16 protein-coding genes are annotated in these 18223 nt (G+C 48.7%); 1 reads left to right on the top strand and 15 read right to left on the bottom strand.

All coding sequences use genetic code 11. From position 1 onward, the window contains the following. Positions 1-197: 197 nt before the first annotated feature. From ACFVS2_RS29865 to ACFVS2_RS29810, 12 genes are all read right to left on the bottom strand, one after another. Positions 198-695 carry a sporulation protein gene (locus ACFVS2_RS29865; protein WP_390240007.1) on the bottom strand — a complete coding sequence of 166 codons (498 nt, stop codon included), beginning with the start codon at positions 693-695 and terminating at the stop codon, positions 198-200. A gap of 86 nt (positions 696-781) precedes the next feature. Further along, entirely contained in the window at positions 782-1357 is a 576-nt protein-coding gene (locus ACFVS2_RS29860; RefSeq protein ID WP_390240005.1) for a thymidine kinase, read from the bottom strand. A gap of 28 nt (positions 1358-1385) precedes the next feature. Continuing rightward, positions 1386-2840, bottom strand: a complete 1455-nt coding sequence (locus ACFVS2_RS29855; protein WP_390240003.1) for a cryptochrome/photolyase family protein — start codon at positions 2838-2840, stop codon at positions 1386-1388. 87 nt (positions 2841-2927) lie between these two features. After that, positions 2928-3125, bottom strand: coding sequence for a 50S ribosomal protein L31 (gene rpmE / locus ACFVS2_RS29850; protein WP_007725524.1), 198 nt, complete (start codon positions 3123-3125; stop codon positions 2928-2930). 106 nt (positions 3126-3231) lie between these two features. Further along, a complete protein-coding gene (locus ACFVS2_RS29845) occupies positions 3232-4497 on the bottom strand; it encodes a radical SAM family protein (protein ID WP_390240001.1) in 1266 nt (421 codons plus the stop codon). A 70-nt stretch (positions 4498-4567) separates the two neighbouring features. Next, positions 4568-5470, bottom strand: a complete 903-nt coding sequence (locus ACFVS2_RS29840; RefSeq protein WP_390239999.1) for a peptidoglycan DD-metalloendopeptidase family protein — start codon at positions 5468-5470, stop codon at positions 4568-4570. Positions 5471-5545: 75 nt separating this feature from the next. Beyond that, positions 5546-6826, bottom strand: a complete 1281-nt coding sequence (rho, locus tag ACFVS2_RS29835; protein WP_017252384.1) for a transcription termination factor Rho — start codon at positions 6824-6826, stop codon at positions 5546-5548. Positions 6827-6893: 67 nt separating this feature from the next. After that, positions 6894-7856, bottom strand: a complete 963-nt coding sequence (gene glpX / locus ACFVS2_RS29830; RefSeq protein WP_173619727.1) for a class II fructose-bisphosphatase — start codon at positions 7854-7856, stop codon at positions 6894-6896. Positions 7857-7884: 28 nt separating this feature from the next. Next, positions 7885-9168, bottom strand: coding sequence for a UDP-N-acetylglucosamine 1-carboxyvinyltransferase (locus ACFVS2_RS29825; protein ID WP_390239997.1), 1284 nt, complete (start codon positions 9166-9168; stop codon positions 7885-7887). A 79-nt stretch (positions 9169-9247) separates the two neighbouring features. Beyond that, positions 9248-9892, bottom strand: coding sequence for a fructose-6-phosphate aldolase (fsa, locus tag ACFVS2_RS29820; RefSeq protein WP_007725535.1), 645 nt, complete (start codon positions 9890-9892; stop codon positions 9248-9250). 14 nt (positions 9893-9906) lie between these two features. After that, on the bottom strand, positions 9907-10761 hold the full coding sequence (gene fba / locus ACFVS2_RS29815; protein ID WP_007725536.1) for a class II fructose-1,6-bisphosphate aldolase: 855 nt from the start codon (positions 10759-10761) through the stop codon (positions 9907-9909). A gap of 103 nt (positions 10762-10864) precedes the next feature. Next, positions 10865-11239 carry a response regulator gene (locus ACFVS2_RS29810; RefSeq protein ID WP_007725537.1) on the bottom strand — a complete coding sequence of 125 codons (375 nt, stop codon included), beginning with the start codon at positions 11237-11239 and terminating at the stop codon, positions 10865-10867. Positions 11240-11410: 171 nt separating this feature from the next. Here ACFVS2_RS29810 and ACFVS2_RS29805 point away from each other — a divergent pair, with 171 nt between their 5' ends. Then, a complete protein-coding gene (locus ACFVS2_RS29805) occupies positions 11411-12205 on the top strand; it encodes a lipid II flippase Amj family protein (protein WP_390239994.1) in 795 nt (264 codons plus the stop codon). A gap of 72 nt (positions 12206-12277) precedes the next feature. Here ACFVS2_RS29805 and ACFVS2_RS29800 read toward each other — a convergent pair whose 3' ends face one another. From ACFVS2_RS29800 to icmF, 3 genes are all read right to left on the bottom strand, one after another. Further along, complete coding sequence (locus tag ACFVS2_RS29800; protein WP_173619731.1) at positions 12278-13873, bottom strand: CTP synthase; 1596 nt, start codon at positions 13871-13873, stop codon at positions 12278-12280. A 206-nt stretch (positions 13874-14079) separates the two neighbouring features. Then, positions 14080-14640, bottom strand: a complete 561-nt coding sequence (gene rpoE, locus ACFVS2_RS29795) for a DNA-directed RNA polymerase subunit delta (protein ID WP_390239992.1) — start codon at positions 14638-14640, stop codon at positions 14080-14082. A 257-nt stretch (positions 14641-14897) separates the two neighbouring features. Continuing rightward, complete coding sequence (gene icmF, locus ACFVS2_RS29790) at positions 14898-18149, bottom strand: fused isobutyryl-CoA mutase/GTPase IcmF (RefSeq protein WP_390239990.1); 3252 nt, start codon at positions 18147-18149, stop codon at positions 14898-14900. Between the last annotated feature and the right edge of the window lie 74 nt (positions 18150-18223).

The following is an 18223-nucleotide window of genomic DNA, read 5'->3' as shown; positions in this document are numbered from 1 at the left end:
GCGCAGGCGAAGCCTTGGTAGCATGTATGTTAGATATGAATTGCGATAAAATGCTATCTACCATAAAAACGGTTATAACAGATAAATTATAGGAGGAAAGGCGTAAGAAGTCAAAGTGCATTATTACTGGAAATGTTTTACCGATGCCAAACAGGCCCGGCTATGCCGAGCCTTGCTACATACGTCCTGCTCACCTATCAGCGATGGTAACCGTCATGCGAGGTTAAGTGAAAATCGTAGTTTGGAATTCTTTCACGAAGAAGTGAAATGACCTGCTGCTCGATGGTACGCGCTTGATTCGCAGTGATGTTATGCACAAGGTCAAGAGTAACATATGCATTGGCATCGCTGAGTGTGATGCGAGCATTTTCTACACCTTTCACCGACATGGCCATCCTCTCCATATTGGTCACTTCGACTGGCGTATTGCGCACATTCGTTTGACCGGTAACCATATTCGGATTTTGATTGCGCCCCATTAGCGGGTCTCGATCTGCAGCAACAGGAGTACGACCTTGCAGCGTATGGCCGCTTTGATCCCCTCTGACCTTCATATTGTGCTGCGTATTCCTCATATCCGTACTATAACCCTGTTGCTTAGCTGTATTTCCTCCGCAGCCGACGGTGAGGGCAGAAGTGAGTGCCACCAAGCCCAGAATGACCAACGAGCTTCGCCAAATAGGCTGTGTCCGCATGAAAAAGCCACCTCCTGTTTTGCTTAGTCTGCGCATCGCCTCTTGGGCTCATGCACGGGACAAATAGGGGGTGGCTTATGCTTTCTTTATTCGGCAACTGGAGGCGTATAGTAATGCTTGCGACAGACGCTGCTGTACGTATCATTTCCAGCAATTTCAATCGTCTCCCCAGCGTAGACGGGTTGTCCATTTTTGAACTTGAGAATATGAGTCGCCTTTTTATTGCAATAAACACAAACGGTTTTAATCTCTTCGACCTTGTCAGCCTCGCACAACAGGGCAGCACTGCCAGGGAAGAGCTCATTCTTGAAGTTTTTCAACAAGCCATAGACGATTACGGGAATGCCCAGCTTGTCTACAATCCTGACGAGCTGATCCACATGGTGGCGGCTGATGAACTGAGCCTCGTCAACCAATACGCAATGCGGCTTGACTGACTCTGCCTCTACGATTTGATACAGATCGGTCTCTTCGCTAATCGGAATTGCTTCTCGGCTAATTCCCACACGCGAAGCAACTTTTCCCACGCCATAGCGATCATCAACTGCTGGAGTAAACACTACTACTTTTTTCCCCGATTGCTCATAGTTGTGGGCAACGGTCAATAATTGAATGGATTTGGAAGCGTTCATCGCTCCATACCGAAAATATAGTTGTGCCACGTCTCTATCTCCCTTTGCCTAAAAGTTGTTACTCAGTCTTTGCATGGCGGTCTTTTGCCTCCTGAAACAAGGCCATGGCCAGCTTTCTTCTTTGTGCATGGTCCACACAAGGAATCGGGTAGTCGAAGCCAATCTTACAGCCTGCTTGCTCTTGGATTTGCTCCGGCATGTCCCACGGTTTATGAATATATTGTAGAGGTACTTCACGCAAAACGGGAAGATATTTTTTGACGAAACCCCCGTCTGGATCAAACTTTTCCCCTTGTGTGACAGGATTAAAAATCCGAAAATACGGCTGCGCATCGGTACCAGTCGAAGCACTCCACTGCCAGCCCCCGATGTTTGCTGCTTCATCGAAATCGACCAACTGCTGTGCGAAGTAGGCCATTCCCCAACGCCAATCCACAAGCAAATCCTTTGTCAAAAAAGAGGCAGTAATCATCCGCAGCCGATTGTGCATCCATCCCGTCTCATTCAACTGCTTCATGGCAGCGTCGACAATCGGGTAGCCCGTCTCCCCATGACACCAACGGGTAAATAGGTCCTTCCTGTTTTCCCAAGCTACCTTCTCAAATTGTGGCAGGTAGGCATGGTCAGTCGTGTGTGGATGGAAATAAAGCACCTGCTGATAAAATTCTCTCCATATGAGTTCCGTAAGAAAAGCTTCGATCGAGGGAACCTGTTCACCCCGCGCGGAAGCAAGCACTTCCTGTACACTATGATACACCGTCCGTATAGACAGAGTACCTGCGTTTAGGGCAAATGACAGCCGGGAGGTCGCGTTCACCCCTGGCATGTCGCGTTGTTCTTTATACGTATAAATGTCACCATCTAAAAATTGCTGCAATCGTTTACGTGCCGCCAGCTCCCCGAACTGTTCCATTTCCCACTCGGGGCCGATCGGTCGTTTTCGTCCAAACGCCTCCACAGCAGGAACTGGCTCACTCGCCAACTCCTTCAACCGATCAAATAGATTCCATCTTGTCGGCTGAGGGAACGGTCGGTCTTTTGGGAGCGTCTGCCAAACGCGGCGATAAGGCGTAAAAACGGCATACGGTGTACGCTGCTTCGTCATAATTTCCCCTGGCTCATGCAAAATCAGATCCTTGCATGTATGTACAAGCACGCCCTGACTGCTCAACACTTCTGACACGAGCTCGTCTCGCTTGCGAGCCTCTGGCGCATAATCGCGATTGAAAAACAGCTTATTTGCACCCGTCTCTTGCGCTAATTGACAAAGCACTTGCTGTGGGTTGCCGTGGCGAATCAAGAGGCGTCCTCCCAGTTGAGCCAAAGCGTCGCCGAGTGCAGCTATCGCGGCAAAATGCGCATGCAGTCGCTTATCTCCTGCAGTCACAGAACGACAAAGCGAATCCTCCACGATATAAACAGGAATAATCGGATCGCCTGCGAGCATGGCTGCGTGCAGAGCAGCGTGGTCGTGTAAACGCAGATCCCGACGGAACCAGACTATGGCAGTCATCGTTTTGTCCTCCCGAAAAAATCAGTGCCAGAAAAAGACAAAACCAGGCAGATTGCTCTACCTGGTTGTTCCCATACATTCTGATTATTACAGATTGTATTTGCGTTTGAAACGGTCTACACGGCCGCCTGCATCAACGAATTTTTGTTTTCCTGTGAAGAAAGGATGGCAGTTGGAGCAGATCTCCACTTTCAGCACTTGTTTCACGGAACCGGATTCAAATTCGTTACCACATGCGCAGCTAACGGTTACTACGTTGTACTTAGGATGAATGTTTTGTTTCATCTCTTCTACACCTCTTTCCGCCCTGAATCGTTTGCCGAAACAGAGTTATATAAACACATATCAGATAGTAGCATGAATCACTGCCGAAATGCAACTGGTTGGCCGATTAAGCCATGTTTTTCCTACGCTGGAGCTGATCTGGAGGAATGTGTGTAAACGAACCGATCACCACATCTGGCAGCTCCTGCTGATAAATCTCGATGGCTTGCTTCATGCCGAATACTTCGCCTTGTGCCTTTGGAATCATCGCCAGATAACTCTCTGGATCGATATTCAGATTCCGCAGCTGAATCAGCTTAATGCCTGTTCTGCGGATGAACTCGATCATCGCTTCCATTTCCTCTTCGCGGTCAAACACGCCAGGGAAGCACAAGTAGTTAATCGACGTATACACACCCTTGGATGCAGCGTACTCAGCAGAACGCGCTACATTTTCCAACGTGTAGTTGCGCGGGCGGTAGTAGGCATTATAGTGTTCGTCAATCGCACTGATAATACTTACGCGCATCAGATCAAGCCCGGCATCGACAATGCCTTTGATATGATCCGTCAAGCCCGCATTCGTATTGATGTTGATAAAGCCCATATCTGTCGTTTCCCGTACACGACGCATGGCAGGAACAATGAAGGAAGCCATCGTAGAAGGCTCACCCTCACAGCCCTGTCCGAAGCTGATGATGCTCTCCGGTGACTTCAGGTGATGCAGCATGACTTCCACCAGCTCGTCCTCTGTCGGCTTGAAATTCATCCGCGTCTGTGGAGAAGGGAATCCACTGTCATCTGGTTGCTCGGAAATACAGCCGTAGCAACCGGCATTACAGGTATAGGAAACAGGCAAGCTGCCTTCCCAGCGGTTGAAAAAGTTATTGGAGGCCGTCAAGCATTCGTACTCCAACGCACAGTGAGACAAGTGGTTCAAAATGCGGTTTTGCGGAAACGTCTCCAACGTCTTTGCCACTCGCTGGCGCAGTTCATCCATCGGGAAATTCAACGGGTCCCATTTGTAGATATCGTCACTAGCCCGACCCGTTACCCAGAAACGGTTATCCTTCCAAACGACTGCGGAATAGCCAAACAAAGGCAGCTTGCTCTCCTTGTTCGTTTTCACGTAGCCTGGCAGCAATAGCCTTGTAATTCCTTGTGGCACAAGTGCGCCTACTGCTGTACAGCCATCCAACTTGACCATTTCACCTGTGTCAGGGTCCATTCCGATCGGCTCGGTGTCCGGCAAACTGACCAACGTCGATCCTTCCGGGAGCGGGATCAGTTCTTCTTCCAGAATTTCTGTCAATATATCTCCGTTACGAGCCACTGCAAAAAGACCTGGGTGGTCGTATACATTGCCTTTTTCATCTGCGTAAACTAAATACATGGGAAAATCGCCTCGCTTCTTTGCTTTGCCCATTGTATCGCATTGAAAAAGCAATGTAAATTGTATAGGGTTACCTGCCAAGATAGGGAAGTGGATTGATCGGCACATCATCCTGGCGCACTTCAAAGTGCAAATGGTAGCCCGTAGAGTTACCCGTTTGCCCCATGTATCCCAATATCTCACCCGCATCTACGGTTTGACCAGGTGACACGAGCAAGAGACGCATATGAGCATAAAAGGTTTGCAAGCCATCTCCGTGATCAATCACGACCATCCGCCCATACCCTGATCGGTTGGCGCCTGCCTCCACAACAACCCCTGCCCTCGCTGCCAAGATCGGGGTCTTTGATTCCTGTTCATTCCACAAATCCACACCCTTGTGTTCTTTTCCCCAACGCGCCCCAAATCCGCTTGTAAGCGTTGCTTCTCTGACAGGCCAACTTAGACCCCCGCGAATCCTTGTAATGACTTGCCGACTTGCCGCTTGAACGGCACTTCGCTTCTGCTGAGGATCATTGCTCAACATCGGATTGCCTTTAGCGATGGGGACGTACACGACCTGCCCTACATACAGGTTGTCCGACAGCCATTTTAGCAGTGGATTTCGTTCGATTAACGATTCCCGACTTACACCGTACCGCCTTGCTATGTAATCCAGTGTTTCTCCGCGTTTCACCATATGTCCGACTTCATCACGCTTGATGATTAGCTTCATGCCCACACTTAACAGATGGGGATTCGTAAGGCTATTAGCCTCTACCAGATTTTTTAAAGAAAGACCGTAGCTCTGGGCAATACCGGATAGTGTATCTCCTTGCCGAACAGCGTACATCACTGAATTTCCTTTCGTTGCTGGTGCAGGTGCAGCCAGACTGGCATAGGGATTAAACGCTTGAAATAGCGCCTGCTCCACGACAGCTTTTTTCGCTTCCATCTGTGACTCCACCGGAGCGCTAACTTGCACGTACTCCACTAAGCATCTCCTCCTTCTTTTCCAGCTCCCTTCCTAACGGTATGCCAACGCCACAAAAAAAATGACGGTGAGTCATCATGAACTCACCGTCGTGCTAGCTGCTTTCCCTCTGCCCTGTTGCTTAGACTCAAGGGTTTGCAAAAATTCTTCGTTTGTTTTTGTATCTGCCAACTTTTTAATAAAGGAGTCTACAAACTCATTTGTTTCATTCATGTTCTTCCGGATCATCCACAGCTTATCCAGCTCTTCTTTGGTGAGCAGAAGCTCTTCGCGGCGCGTACCCGAACGGCGAATATCGATCGCCGGGAAAATTCTGCGCTCGGCCAGCTTGCGATCCAAATGAAGCTCCATGTTTCCGGTTCCTTTGAACTCCTCATAGATCACATCGTCCATACGAGAGCCAGTCTCAACCAAAGCCGTAGCCAAAATGGTCAAGCTGCCGCCTTCTTCAATGTTCCGCGCTGAACCAAAAAAGCGCTTAGGACGATGGAAGGCTGCCGGATCAATACCACCGGACAACGTTCGACCACTTGGAGGAATAACCAAGTTGTAGGCACGCGCGAGACGTGTAATGGAATCCAGCAGGATCACCACGTCTTTTTTGTGCTCAACCAGTCGCTTCGCACGCTCCAAGACAAGCTCAGCAACTTTGATGTGATTCTCAGGCAACTCGTCAAAAGTCGAGGCAACTACCTCTCCTTTGACAGATCGCTGCATATCTGTCACCTCTTCCGGACGCTCATCAATGAGCAAGACAAACAAGTGGATATCCGGACGGCTTTCAGTAATGCTGTTGGCAATCTCTTTGATCAGCATGGTTTTCCCCGCTTTTGGCGGAGCCACAATCAATCCACGCTGACCCAGTCCAACAGGAGAGAGAAGATCCATCAGGCGAGTGGAAACACGTGCAGGGGCTGTCTCCAGTACAAGCTTGGTTTGAGGATACAACGGTGTCAATGCGGGGAAATGCAGACGCTCTGCAGCTGTCTCAGGGTCTTCTCCGTTCACTGCCTCTACTTGAAGGAGTCCAAAATAACGTTCATTCTCCTTCGGTGGTCTTGCTTTTCCTGATACCACATCCCCCATCCGCAGATCAAAACGGCGAATCTGCGACTGGGAGATGTAGATATCTTCCGAGCTGGGGAGATAGTTAATGGGGCGGAGGAAGCCGTAGCCCTCCGGCAATATTTCGAGAACCCCCTCCATAAACATGAGACCATCCCGCTCCGCACGTGCTCGAAGAATCGCGAAAATCAATTCCTTCTTCTTCAGCTGGGAGTAGTACGGAATATGGTATTCCTTGGCCAGCTTATAGAGGTCGGTCAGCTTCTTTTCTTCTAGTTCAGAAAGTAACATACATCCACCACTCTTTATTTACTCTTGAAAAAACCTAGCTCAACATATAAATGCGAAAATTGTTTTCTTACAAACCGTTACTCGGATTGCGTTCTAAGCGGTGGTTCCCTTCAATGAAGCGTACCGTTCCGGTTTTTGCACGCATAACCACGGAATTGGTCGTCGCACGAGTTCCTTGGAAGCGAACCCCTTTGAGCAACTCGCCATCCGTTACACCTGTCGCTGCAAAAATGGCGTCATCACCTTTCACCAAATCATCCATGAACAGCACTTGATGAGGGTTCGTCAAGCCCATTTTGACACAGCGTTTAATCTCATCTTCATTTTGTGGCAAGAGCTTGCCCTGAATTTCTCCCCCGAGGCATTTCAAGGCAACAGCTGCCAGAACACCTTCAGGAGCTCCTCCAGAACCGAACAAAATGTCTACACCTGTATCCGGGAAAGCGGTATTGATCGCAGCAGCTACGTCTCCGTCTGAGATGAGGCGAATACGTGCGCCTGCCTCACGAATTTCGTGAATCACCTTAGAGTGACGATCTCGGTCAAGCACAATAGCGACCAAATCGCTGATATCTTTCCCCTGTGCCTGCGCTACCGCTTTCAGGTTGTCACGAACCGGTGCGTTGATATCGACTTTGCCGACCGCTTTAGGCCCTACTGCCATTTTCTCCATATACATGTCAGGAGCATGCAATAAATTTCCACGGTCTGCAATGGCAATGACCGAAATCGCTCCCCATGTACCTTTTGCGAGGATATTTGTTCCCTCCAAAGGGTCAACAGCCACATCGACTGCCGGAGCCACTCCCTGGCCCAAACGCTCACCAATGTACAGCATTGGGGCTTCGTCCATTTCGCCCTCACCAATAACTACGATGCCATCCATCGGTACTTTCATAAATTCATTGCGCATTGCGGTCGTTGCCGCATCGTCAGCCTCATCTTTTTTTCCGAGACCCATCCAACTGGCAGAAGCCAAAGCAGCTGCTTCAGTCACACGTACCAGTTCAAGTGTTAAACTGCGTTCCATTCTGGAAGACTCCTCTCCTGGTGATTGGTTAACGCTGGTGGTTTTCCATGCTTTGCAGGCCTAACCGAGTAATATCGGCACCCAAGGCTTGCAGTTTGCCCACCAAGTTTTCGTAGCCACGATCTATATGTTCGAGTCCTTCTAATTCTGTCGTGCCGTTCGTTGCCAAGCCAGCAATGAACAAAGCTGCTCCCGCACGCAAATCCGAAGCTACCACTTTGGCACCATTCAGTTTGCTTCCGCCTTCGATGACAGCGGATCTTCCTTCAATCTTCAAGGAAGCTCCCATACGGCGCAGTTCATCTACATGTCGAAAGCGCGAGCTGTAAATATTGTCCGTCACGATGCTTGAGCCTTTGGCAAGAGTCAGCAAGGTCGTGATCGGCTGCTGGAGATCCGTTGGAAAGCCCGGATACGGACTTGTTTTCACATCGATTGATCGATAAGAATCATGTCCGATGACTTGAATACTGTCATCCTGCTCTACCACTTGCGCACCGATTTCGCGCAACTTGGCCGTTACAGACTCCAAATGCTTCGGAATAACATTCTCCACCATCACATTGCCGTTCGTAGCCGCTGCCGCAATCATGTACGTCCCCGCTTCGATTCGATCGGGGATAATCGTATGACGGCATCCGCGCAAGCGTTCTACGCCTTGAATGCGGATCATGTCCGTTCCGGCGCCTTTGATGTTTGCTCCCATGTTGTTGAGCAAGGTCGCTACATCGACGATCTCAGGCTCACGAGCAGCGTTTTCAATAATTGTCACACCCTCTGCTTTGGCAGCAGCCAGCATGATATTAATGGTCGCACCAACACTGACCAGATCGAGATAAATTCGCGCACCCTGCAACCGTCCATTTTGGGCACGGATGGTCATGACGCCGTTTTTGTTCTCCACTTCGGCGCCCATCGCTTCAAAGCCTTTGATATGCAAATCTACTGGACGTGGGCCCAAATCACAGCCACCTGGCAAGCCAACCTGCGCTTCACCGAACTTGGCGAGCAACGCTCCCCACAAATAGTACGAGGCACGAAGCTTTTTGATACGACCATTTGGCATGAGCATCAGCCTCATAGCGCGTCCATCGATTTCCATCCAATCTTCTTCGAACAGCACGTCAGCTCCCATTTCCTGCAAGAGCTCGTGATAAATACCTACATCCTGAATACGGGGGAGATTCTCAATAACAACGGGTCCATCTGCCAGCAACGCTGCTGGAATGAGTGCGACTGCGCTGTTTTTTGCTCCGCTGATGGTCACCGTCCCCGCGAGCGGTTTTCCACCGTTGATGATCAGCTTATCCATGCTTTGCTCTCCTCAGGCGTAATCGGGAAAGAAGCACCTTCCCCAATGGAAAAGGTGCTTGGACTTTCAACACGTGTCCTTATTTTTGCATGCTTGCCCAGTCAGCGAGGAATTTCTCCAAGCCACTGTCTGTCAGTGGGTGGGCAATCAGTTGTTTAAATACTTTCGCTGGAATGGTAGCGAAGTGAGAACCACGGCGTGCTGCCTCCGTTACGTGAACAGGGTGGCGCACAGATGCCGCAATGATCTCGGTGTCGATACCGTGAACGGAAAAGATTTCTGCAATGTCTTCGATCAATTGCATGCCATCTTGACCAATATCATCCAGGCGTCCCAAGAACGGAGACACGAAGCTCGCACCTGCGCGCGCAGCCAAAAGTGCTTGGTTCGCGGAGAACACCAGTGTTACGTTTGTTCTGATTTTGCGTTTAGCAAAATACTTGGTTGCCTTCAAACCTTCTGCGGTCATCGGCAGCTTGATGACGATGTTTTTCGAGAGAGCAGCGAGCTTTTCTCCCTCTTCGATCATTCCTTTTGCATCTGTACTGATGACTTCGGCGCTGATCGGACCGTCAACAATATCGAGAATTTCTTTCAGGGTTTCTACAAAATCGCGTCCTTCTTTGGCAACCAGGGACGGATTTGTCGTTACGCCCGCTACAACTCCCCATTCGTGAATCTCGCGGATTTCTTCAACGTTTGCTGTATCAATCAAAAAACGCATGATTATCCTCCCAGTTACGCGCGGTTGCTACTTCCGAACAAGCGCATTTTTCCTTTTACTACTTCCTTGATCGCATCGCGAGCAGGGGTCAGGTATTTGCGTGGGTCGATCTCATTCGGCTTGGCAGCCAGCACTTTGCGAACTGTTTCCGTGCATGCGACTTGGCTTTCTGTATTTACATTGATTTTTCCTACGCCCAAACGGATGGATTCGATGATCGCTTCGTCTGGTACGCCGGAACCACCGTGAAGAACGATCGGCGCTCCAATGTTGCTCGCTACTTTTTCGATGATATCGTAGCGGATTTTTGGAACCCCTTTATACATACCGTGTGCTGTACCTACAGCAATCGCTACGTAGTCTACTTTTGTTTCTTCCCAGAAGCGGATTGCTTCCTCAGGATTTGCCAGAGTAGCATCTTCCTCGTCAACAGACAAGTCGTCTTCCACCCCGCCGATGGTACCGAGTTCACCTTCTACCGATACGCCAACAGCGTGAGCAGCCTCTACAACCTGTTTGGTCAGGCGGAGGTTATCTTCAAACGAATGATGGGAACCATCGAACATAACAGAAGAGAACCCAGCGCGAATGCACTTCATTACCATGTCGAAATTGCTACCATGGTCAAGATGCAAAGCAACAGGAACTCCTGCGCGTTCAGCAGCCACTTTTGCAATCGCCACTGTATAATCGATCCCCATATATTTCAGTGCACCTTCAGAAACACCAAAGATCACAGGCGACTTTTCTTCCATCGCGGCTTCCGTAATCGCTTGAGTAAACTCCAGATTGTTCAGGTTAAATTGTCCGACGGCGTATTTATGCTTTTTGACGTCTTCGGTAAAAGCGGTCATAGGTACCAGTGGCATTTTGTAAATCCTCCTCTAGCAGACTTCAGTCATGTGGCTTATTATACCACAGACAGGCATTTGTTAACAGGGACGCTTGTACCCTGACCTTAGCAGTCAGTTCTTAACAAGCTAATTGCTGATGTACCGCCATTCGTAGTTCATCGATATCAAATGGTTTTGTAAAATGGGTCAATGCTCCCAGTTGTGTTGCTTCTTTGATCATATCCAGCTCTCCGTAAGCTGTCATCATAATGACTTTGATTTCCTGATTGATCTTCTTGATGTGTTTCAAGATCTCAATACCATCCATCCCAGGGATCTTCATGTCGAGGATAACCAAATCTGGCGATTCTTTTTCCACGATTTCCAATGCCATTTTCCCGTTTGCTGCCTGAAAGGTCTTGTACCCTTCTTTTCCCAGCACTTCATACAGTAAAATGCGAATCCCATACTGGTCATCCACAACCAGTACCTTTTTATCTTGTTTGTCGAACATTCTGATTCCCCCCTGACGAATGCGTTTTCTTAATTATTATGGGTTCGCCTAAAATCAGGAAACTCCTTCACCTTTTTTGCTGAACCTCTGCTTAAAATTTCCCATAGGCCACATTTCGAGTATAATGGGAAAAACCAATTTCCCCTACACACAAGGAGCCAGATACTTACTATGGATGCTCTGTGGCTAATTTGCTTGTTAACATTTATTATCCATACGACAGAGACACTTACATACGGAATCCGTTTTGCAGGGGTACAAACGGGCAGGATAGCTGTAGCGATGTCTCTGGTTGGGATCGTATTGCTCCTCTCCCGTACTTCCAACCTGATTCAAGGACCATTCACTGGGGGATTGATGGATCAAGCTGCGATCGAGCAATTTGATCCTAGCACGCAATTGCACGTGATTATAGCAGCGTCCTCGCTCGGAACCTTGGCGGCTATCGTACTGTTTCCCACTTTTGTCCAAATATCGAAACGAATGATCTCGCACTTGGAGCTAGCGGGCTCGATTCCGCAAATGATTCGCACGGCAGTGACTGTCGAAACCATCCGCCGTGTCCACCATCATGTCCGGATTCCTAGCTGGCAAACCATCTCTCGGTTTCGAATCAAAGGCGTTCCCAAACGATTACTGTTATTAAATGCATTGGGGACAGCTATCTACACAAGCAGCGTACTGTCCGTGTTGTACGCGACATTACTAGCCCCGGATTACAAAGCAACCGTTCTGATGTCTTCTGGATTAATCAACGGTTTTGCCACGATTTTCATGACGATTCTGGTAGACCCGCAAATTGCCCTTTTGACAGAAAAAGCAATGCAAGGGAAAACCACACAGCAATCGATTCGTGACATGTACCTGTGGCTGATGATCTCACGTTTTATCGGAACGATTTTGGCTCAATTCCTCCTCATTCCGTCCGCCTACTGGGTAGCCTGGCTATCGCCCTTGTTTCATTGATCTTCTTTTGAAAGCACAAGACGCACCTGCGACTTTACATCGCGGGTGCGTCTTTCTATTTATCGACCTATGTTATTTGTTCAGGGAAGCCTTCACGAAGTCACGGAACAGTGGCTGCGGACGGTTCGGACGGGATGTGAACTCTGGATGGAACTGTGTCGCTACATACCATGGATGTTCTGGAACTTCCACGATTTCAACCAGACGACCATCTGGAGTTGTACCCGCAAAACGCAAGCCCAATTGCGCCAATTGATCACGGTATTCGTTGTTCACTTCATAGCGATGGCGATGACGCTCATAAACGAGGGTACTTCCGTATGCAGCCTCAGTCAGCGTGCCTTCTTCCACTTTGGTTGGACCGAGACCCAGACGCATTGTACCGCCCTTGTCCTCGATATCTTTTTGCTCTGGCAAGAGGTCAATAACCGGATACGCTGTATTCGGATTGATCTCGGAGCTGTTTGCGCCGTCCATACCCGCTACGTGGCGAGCGAACTCGATCACAGCGATTTGCATACCCAGGCAAATTCCGAGGAATGGTACTTTATTTTCACGAGCATAGCGCGTAGCGATAATTTTACCTTCGATACCACGATCGCCAAAGCCGCCTGGTACGAGGATACCATTTACATCACCGAGCAGTTCGCCAACATTTTCTGACGTAACTTCTTCCGCGTGCACCCATTTGATTTCTACTTTGGAGTCGTTCGCATAGCCACCATGGTACAGCGCTTCTGCTACGGACAAGTACGCATCATGCAATTCTACATATTTACCAACGATTGCAATGGTAGTCGTCTTGGACAGGTTTTTGATTTTCGATACGAGCGATTTCCACTCTGTCATATCCGCTTCCTGGCAAGTCATACCCAAGTGGCGGCATACGTAATCGTCCAATCCTTGTGCTTGCAATTGCAGTGGTACATCGTAAAGGCTATCAGCGTCTACACATTCCACTACCGCGTTTTTATCGATATCACAGAACAGAGCCAACTTGTCTTTCATTTCTTGCGTCATCGGTTGCTCCGTACGTGTCACGATCACATTTGGTTGAATACCCAAGCTGCGCAGTTCTTTCACGCTGTGTTGCGTAGGCTTGGTTTTCATTTCACCTGCTGCCTTGATATATGGTACCAGGGTTACGTGAATGTACATGACGTTTTCACGACCGATGTCACTTTTGATCTGGCGGATGGATTCAAGGAATGGCAAGCTCTCGATATCTCCAACAGTTCCACCGATCTCGGTAATCACTACATCTGCCCCGGTTTCGCGACCTGCACGGAAAATGCGATCTTTGATTTCGTTCGTGATGTGAGGAATAACTTGAACGGTTCCTCCCAAATAGTCGCCACGGCGTTCTTTGGCGATGACAGTTGAGTAAATTCTACCAGTCGTCATATTGGAGTTAGCGCTCAGGTTGATATCGATAAAGCGCTCATAGTGGCCCAAGTCCAGGTCTGTTTCCGCACCATCGTCCGTTACGAAAACTTCCCCGTGTTGATACGGACTCATCGTTCCCGGGTCAACGTTGATGTATGGGTCACACTTCTGGATGGTTACCTTCAGACCCCTATTTTTCAAGAGTCGGCCCAGAGAAGCCGCTGTAATTCCTTTTCCCAACGAGGATACAACCCCGCCTGTCACAAAAATATACTTCGTCATCGTTTACGTCCCCTCTTTCCCTCACCCTTAAGTTGTTATAAAAATCGAATGAAGACGGCTCCAAAAAAAAAGAAAAACAAAAGCGAGTCCTATCCCGTAAAGAAATGGGGTAGGGGCACTTTTGTTTTATAGTTTCCCATATTTGATCCTTCTTCATGTGAAGCCCAAGGAGTATTTTATCTGTCCCTTAAGCGGAAGTCAAGGACCTATTTCTCGTCTTCGTCGTCGAGCTCTTCGTCAGATTCCTCTTCCGCAAGCTCTCCGCCCTCTTCGAACATCTCATCATCTTCGTCTTCGAGTTCTTCCTCGTCGATTTCTCCATCGATTTCTTCTTCTTCGATTTCAGAATCTTCGTCGACGAATTCCTCTTCATCCTCAAAGATGACAACATCGTCTTCCTCGTATTCTTCGACACCTTCGTCTTCGGAATCGTAATCGTCGAAGTCGTCTTCCGTGACGATTTTCTTCTTCTTTGTTCCGCCACCCTCTTGGGTTTCTTCCACGGTGTCGGTTGGGTACCAGCGTTTCAATCCCCATACGTTGTCACCGAGGCACACGAAACGGCCATCAATGTTAATTTCTGTGTATACTTGCGCGATGATTGCCATGAGTTGTTCATCTGTCAGCTTGCGCACTGCAACCAGTTCATTCATCAGCTCGCGGAAGTTGTAAGTGCGGTTAGTTTCACGCAAAATTTCATACGCAATGTCAACTAACGCCATCTCACTCAGTTTCTCGGAATCAATATGAGCAAACAATTGACTCACTCAGGGCACGTCCTTTCCATATGAAAACGATTGATTTGAATACTAACCCGGTGCCCTGTTCGGGGGACGCAGGCTTGTATAAGTCATTCATAAATGATATCAATTTCTTCGATTGTACAACGTACAACATAAGAAGGCTATCATACAGTATTCCTTATTTTAGACGAAAATGCAAGGCTTTCAAACAGGGGCTGACTAATTCTTGTCGACACCAAAACCAAAGACATCCCTCGGCAATCGCTACCGAGGGATTTGTCTTACATATTTCTGCGGTATTGGCCGCCCACTTCATACAGAGCAGCACTGATTTGTCCAAGCGATGCTACTTTTACCGTCTCCATCAGCTCGGCAAAAATGTTCTCTCCCGCCATGGCCACTTCCTGCAGACGCCGCAGCGCAACCGCAGACACATCCTTGTGGCGCTCCTGGAATGCACGGAGATTTATGATTTGCTGTTCTTTTTCCTCTTCCGTTGCGCGAGCCAATTCAATCTCGTAATCATCCTCAGATGCATTCGGATTAATGAACGTGTTTACCCCAATAATTGGCAGCTCGCCCGTATGCTTTTTCATTTCGTAATACATGCTCTCGTCTTGAATTTTGCCGCGCTGGTATTGAGTCTCCATCGACCCCAGCACGCCTCCGCGAGAACTGATCCGCTCGAATTCTTGCATGACTGCCTCTTCTACCAGATCAGTCAACTCATCGATGATGAATGCCCCTTGAAGCGGGTTCTCATTTTTCGCGAGTCCCATTTCCTTGTTGATGATCATCTGAATTGCCATCGCACGCCGCACAGAGTTCTCTGTTGGAGTCGTAATCGCTTCGTCGTATGCATTCGTATGAAGAGAATTACAGTTGTCGTAAATGGCAATCAAGGCCTGCAAGGTCGTTCTGATATCATTGAAATCCATCTCCTGCGCGTGCAAGGAACGGCCGGATGTCTGGATATGGTACTTCAGCTTTTGGCTACGGTCATTTGCATCATAACGATTTTTCATCACGGTTGCCCAAATTCGGCGAGCCACCCGTCCAATCACGTTGTATTCCGGATCGAGACCATTGGAGAAGAAGAAGGACAGGTTTGGTGCAAAGTCATCGATGTTCATGCCGCGGCTTAAATAGTACTCGACATAGGTAAATCCGTTAGACAGCGTAAACGCAAGCTGCGTAATCGGATTCGCCCCCGCCTCCGCAATATGATAGCCGGAAATGGACACAGAGTAGTAATTCCGCACTTTCTGGTCGATAAAATACTGCTGGATATCCCCCATCATCCGCAAGGCAAATTCTGTCGAGAAGATACACGTGTTTTGCCCCTGATCCTCTTTCAAAATATCTGCCTGAACGGTTCCACGAACAGTCGACAGCGTGTACGCTCTGATTTGCTTCGCTTCGTCCTCGGTAGGCTGGCGTCCTTCTTTTTGGACAAAAGCATCCAGCTGCTGTTCGATCGCCGTATTCATGAACATGGCCAAAATCATCGGCGCAGGACCGTTGATCGTCATGGACACAGAAGTGCTAGGCGCACAAAGGTCAAAGCCGGCGTACAGCTTTTTCATGTCATCCAGTGTGCAAATACTGACCCCACTCGTACCAATTTTCCCGTAAATATCCGGGCGATAGTCAGGGTCCTCACCATACAACGTAACCGAGTCAAAAGCTGTACTGAGTCGCTTCGCTTCATCATTTTGAGACAGGAAGTGAAAGCGTCTATTCGTCCGCTCTGGAGTACCTTCGCCTGCAAATTGTCGCTTTGGATCTTCTCCCTCTCGTTTAAACGGAAATACTCCTGCGGTATACGGGAATTCACCTGGGACATTTTCTTTTAACGACCACTTTAAAATTTCGCCCCAATCTTCGTAATCAGGGACGGCTACTTTTGAAATGCGTGTACCCGACAACGATTCGCTGAAAAGCTTGGTAACCAATTCCTTGTTGCGAATTTTCGTGACGAATTGATCCTTCCGATATGCTTCCTTGAGCTTGGGCCAATTTTCTAGGATACGTCGGCACTCCGGATGTAGCTTTTCTTCAAACAGAACGATTTGTTTATCGAGCACCGCTGCCAGCTCAACAGCTGCAGCATCTCCCGAGGCAAGCACCGTCTCCTTTGCGCCCTGCAACTGGAACAGCTTGCGCGCAATCAACGCCTGCTCTTCGGCATACGCACGGTATTGGCGGACCGTGTTGGCAATGTCTTGCAAATAATTGATTCTCTCTGTCGGAATCAATGAAGTTTTATGAATCTTTACGGGAGTCGTATCCAAATGCTCTACAGACCAGTCAACACTAGTCTTTTCTACAATTCGATGCATCAGAGCAGCAAACAATACATTCGTTCCTGGATCGTTAAACTGGCTCGCAATCGTACCATACACAGGAACCTTCTCATCTGGCAGCTCAAAAAGCTGGTGATTGCGTCGATATTGCTTGCGAACCTCGCGAAGTGCGTCCTCCGAGCCTTTGCGTTCAAATTTGTTGATCGCGATCACATCAGCAAAGTCGAGCATATCAATCTTTTCCAATTGAGATGGTGCCCCGAATTCACTGGTCATGACGTACATGGAGACGTCGCACACTTCTGTGACCTGTGCATCCCCCTGACCAATCCCGCTCGTTTCCACAATAATCAGATCAAAATGGGCAGAACGGGTTACTTGAATCGCGTCTTTTAATGCAGCAGACAGCTCCATGCCCGATTTGCGGGTGGCGAGACTGCGCATGTAAACACGCGGTGTCGAGTTGGCATTCATGCGGATGCGGTCACCAAGTAACGCTCCACCTGATTTTTGCTTGGATGGATCGACAGACAAGATCGCAACCGTCTTCTCGGGATAAATGCGAATAAATCGACGAACAAGCTCATCGGTTAATGAGCTTTTTCCTGCTCCACCCGTACCTGTGATCCCTAATACCGGAATGGTTGAATCAGCTTCCACTAAACTTTCACGGAGAGGTTCTGTCCATACGGGCTGTTCCACTGCATACTCTGCAACGGAAATAAGCCGGGCAATCGCCTGATGATTTTGCTCACGTAAGCCTGCTACTTCTTCCTCCAGCTGCTTAACGGTTGGGAAATCGCTATGTCTGATCATGTCGTTGATCATGCCCTGCAAGCCCAATCGTCTGCCGTCATCTGGCGAGTAAATTTTACAGACTCCATACTCTTCCAATTCCCGAATCTCGCGTGGAACGATAACGCCGCCACCGCCGCCAAAAACACGGATATGCTCTGCTCCCCGCTCGCGTAATAGATCAATTACGTATTTGAAATACTCCACATGACCGCCTTGGTAGGAACTGATGGCAATCCCTTGCACATCCTCCTGAACAGCGGCTGTTACAATATCATCAACAGAACGGTTGTGTCCGAGATGGATCACTTCTACTCCCGACGATTGTAAAATACGGCGCATGATATTAATCGAGGCGTCGTGACCGTCATACAGACTAGCTGCGGTCACAAAGCGAACCTTGTTTTGCGGACGATACACTTCTGTTTCCATCGTTCCACTCTCCTTTTAATTAAGTTTAAAAAGGAGGAAAAACAGGGCCAAGCAGATCAAGGCGCGGTAGACGC

It is taken from the genome of Brevibacillus sp. NPDC058079 (assembly GCF_042885155.1).
In the GTDB taxonomy this organism is placed as follows: domain Bacteria; phylum Bacillota; class Bacilli; order Brevibacillales; family Brevibacillaceae; genus Brevibacillus.
This window is presented reverse-complemented; position numbering and strand designations above follow the sequence as displayed.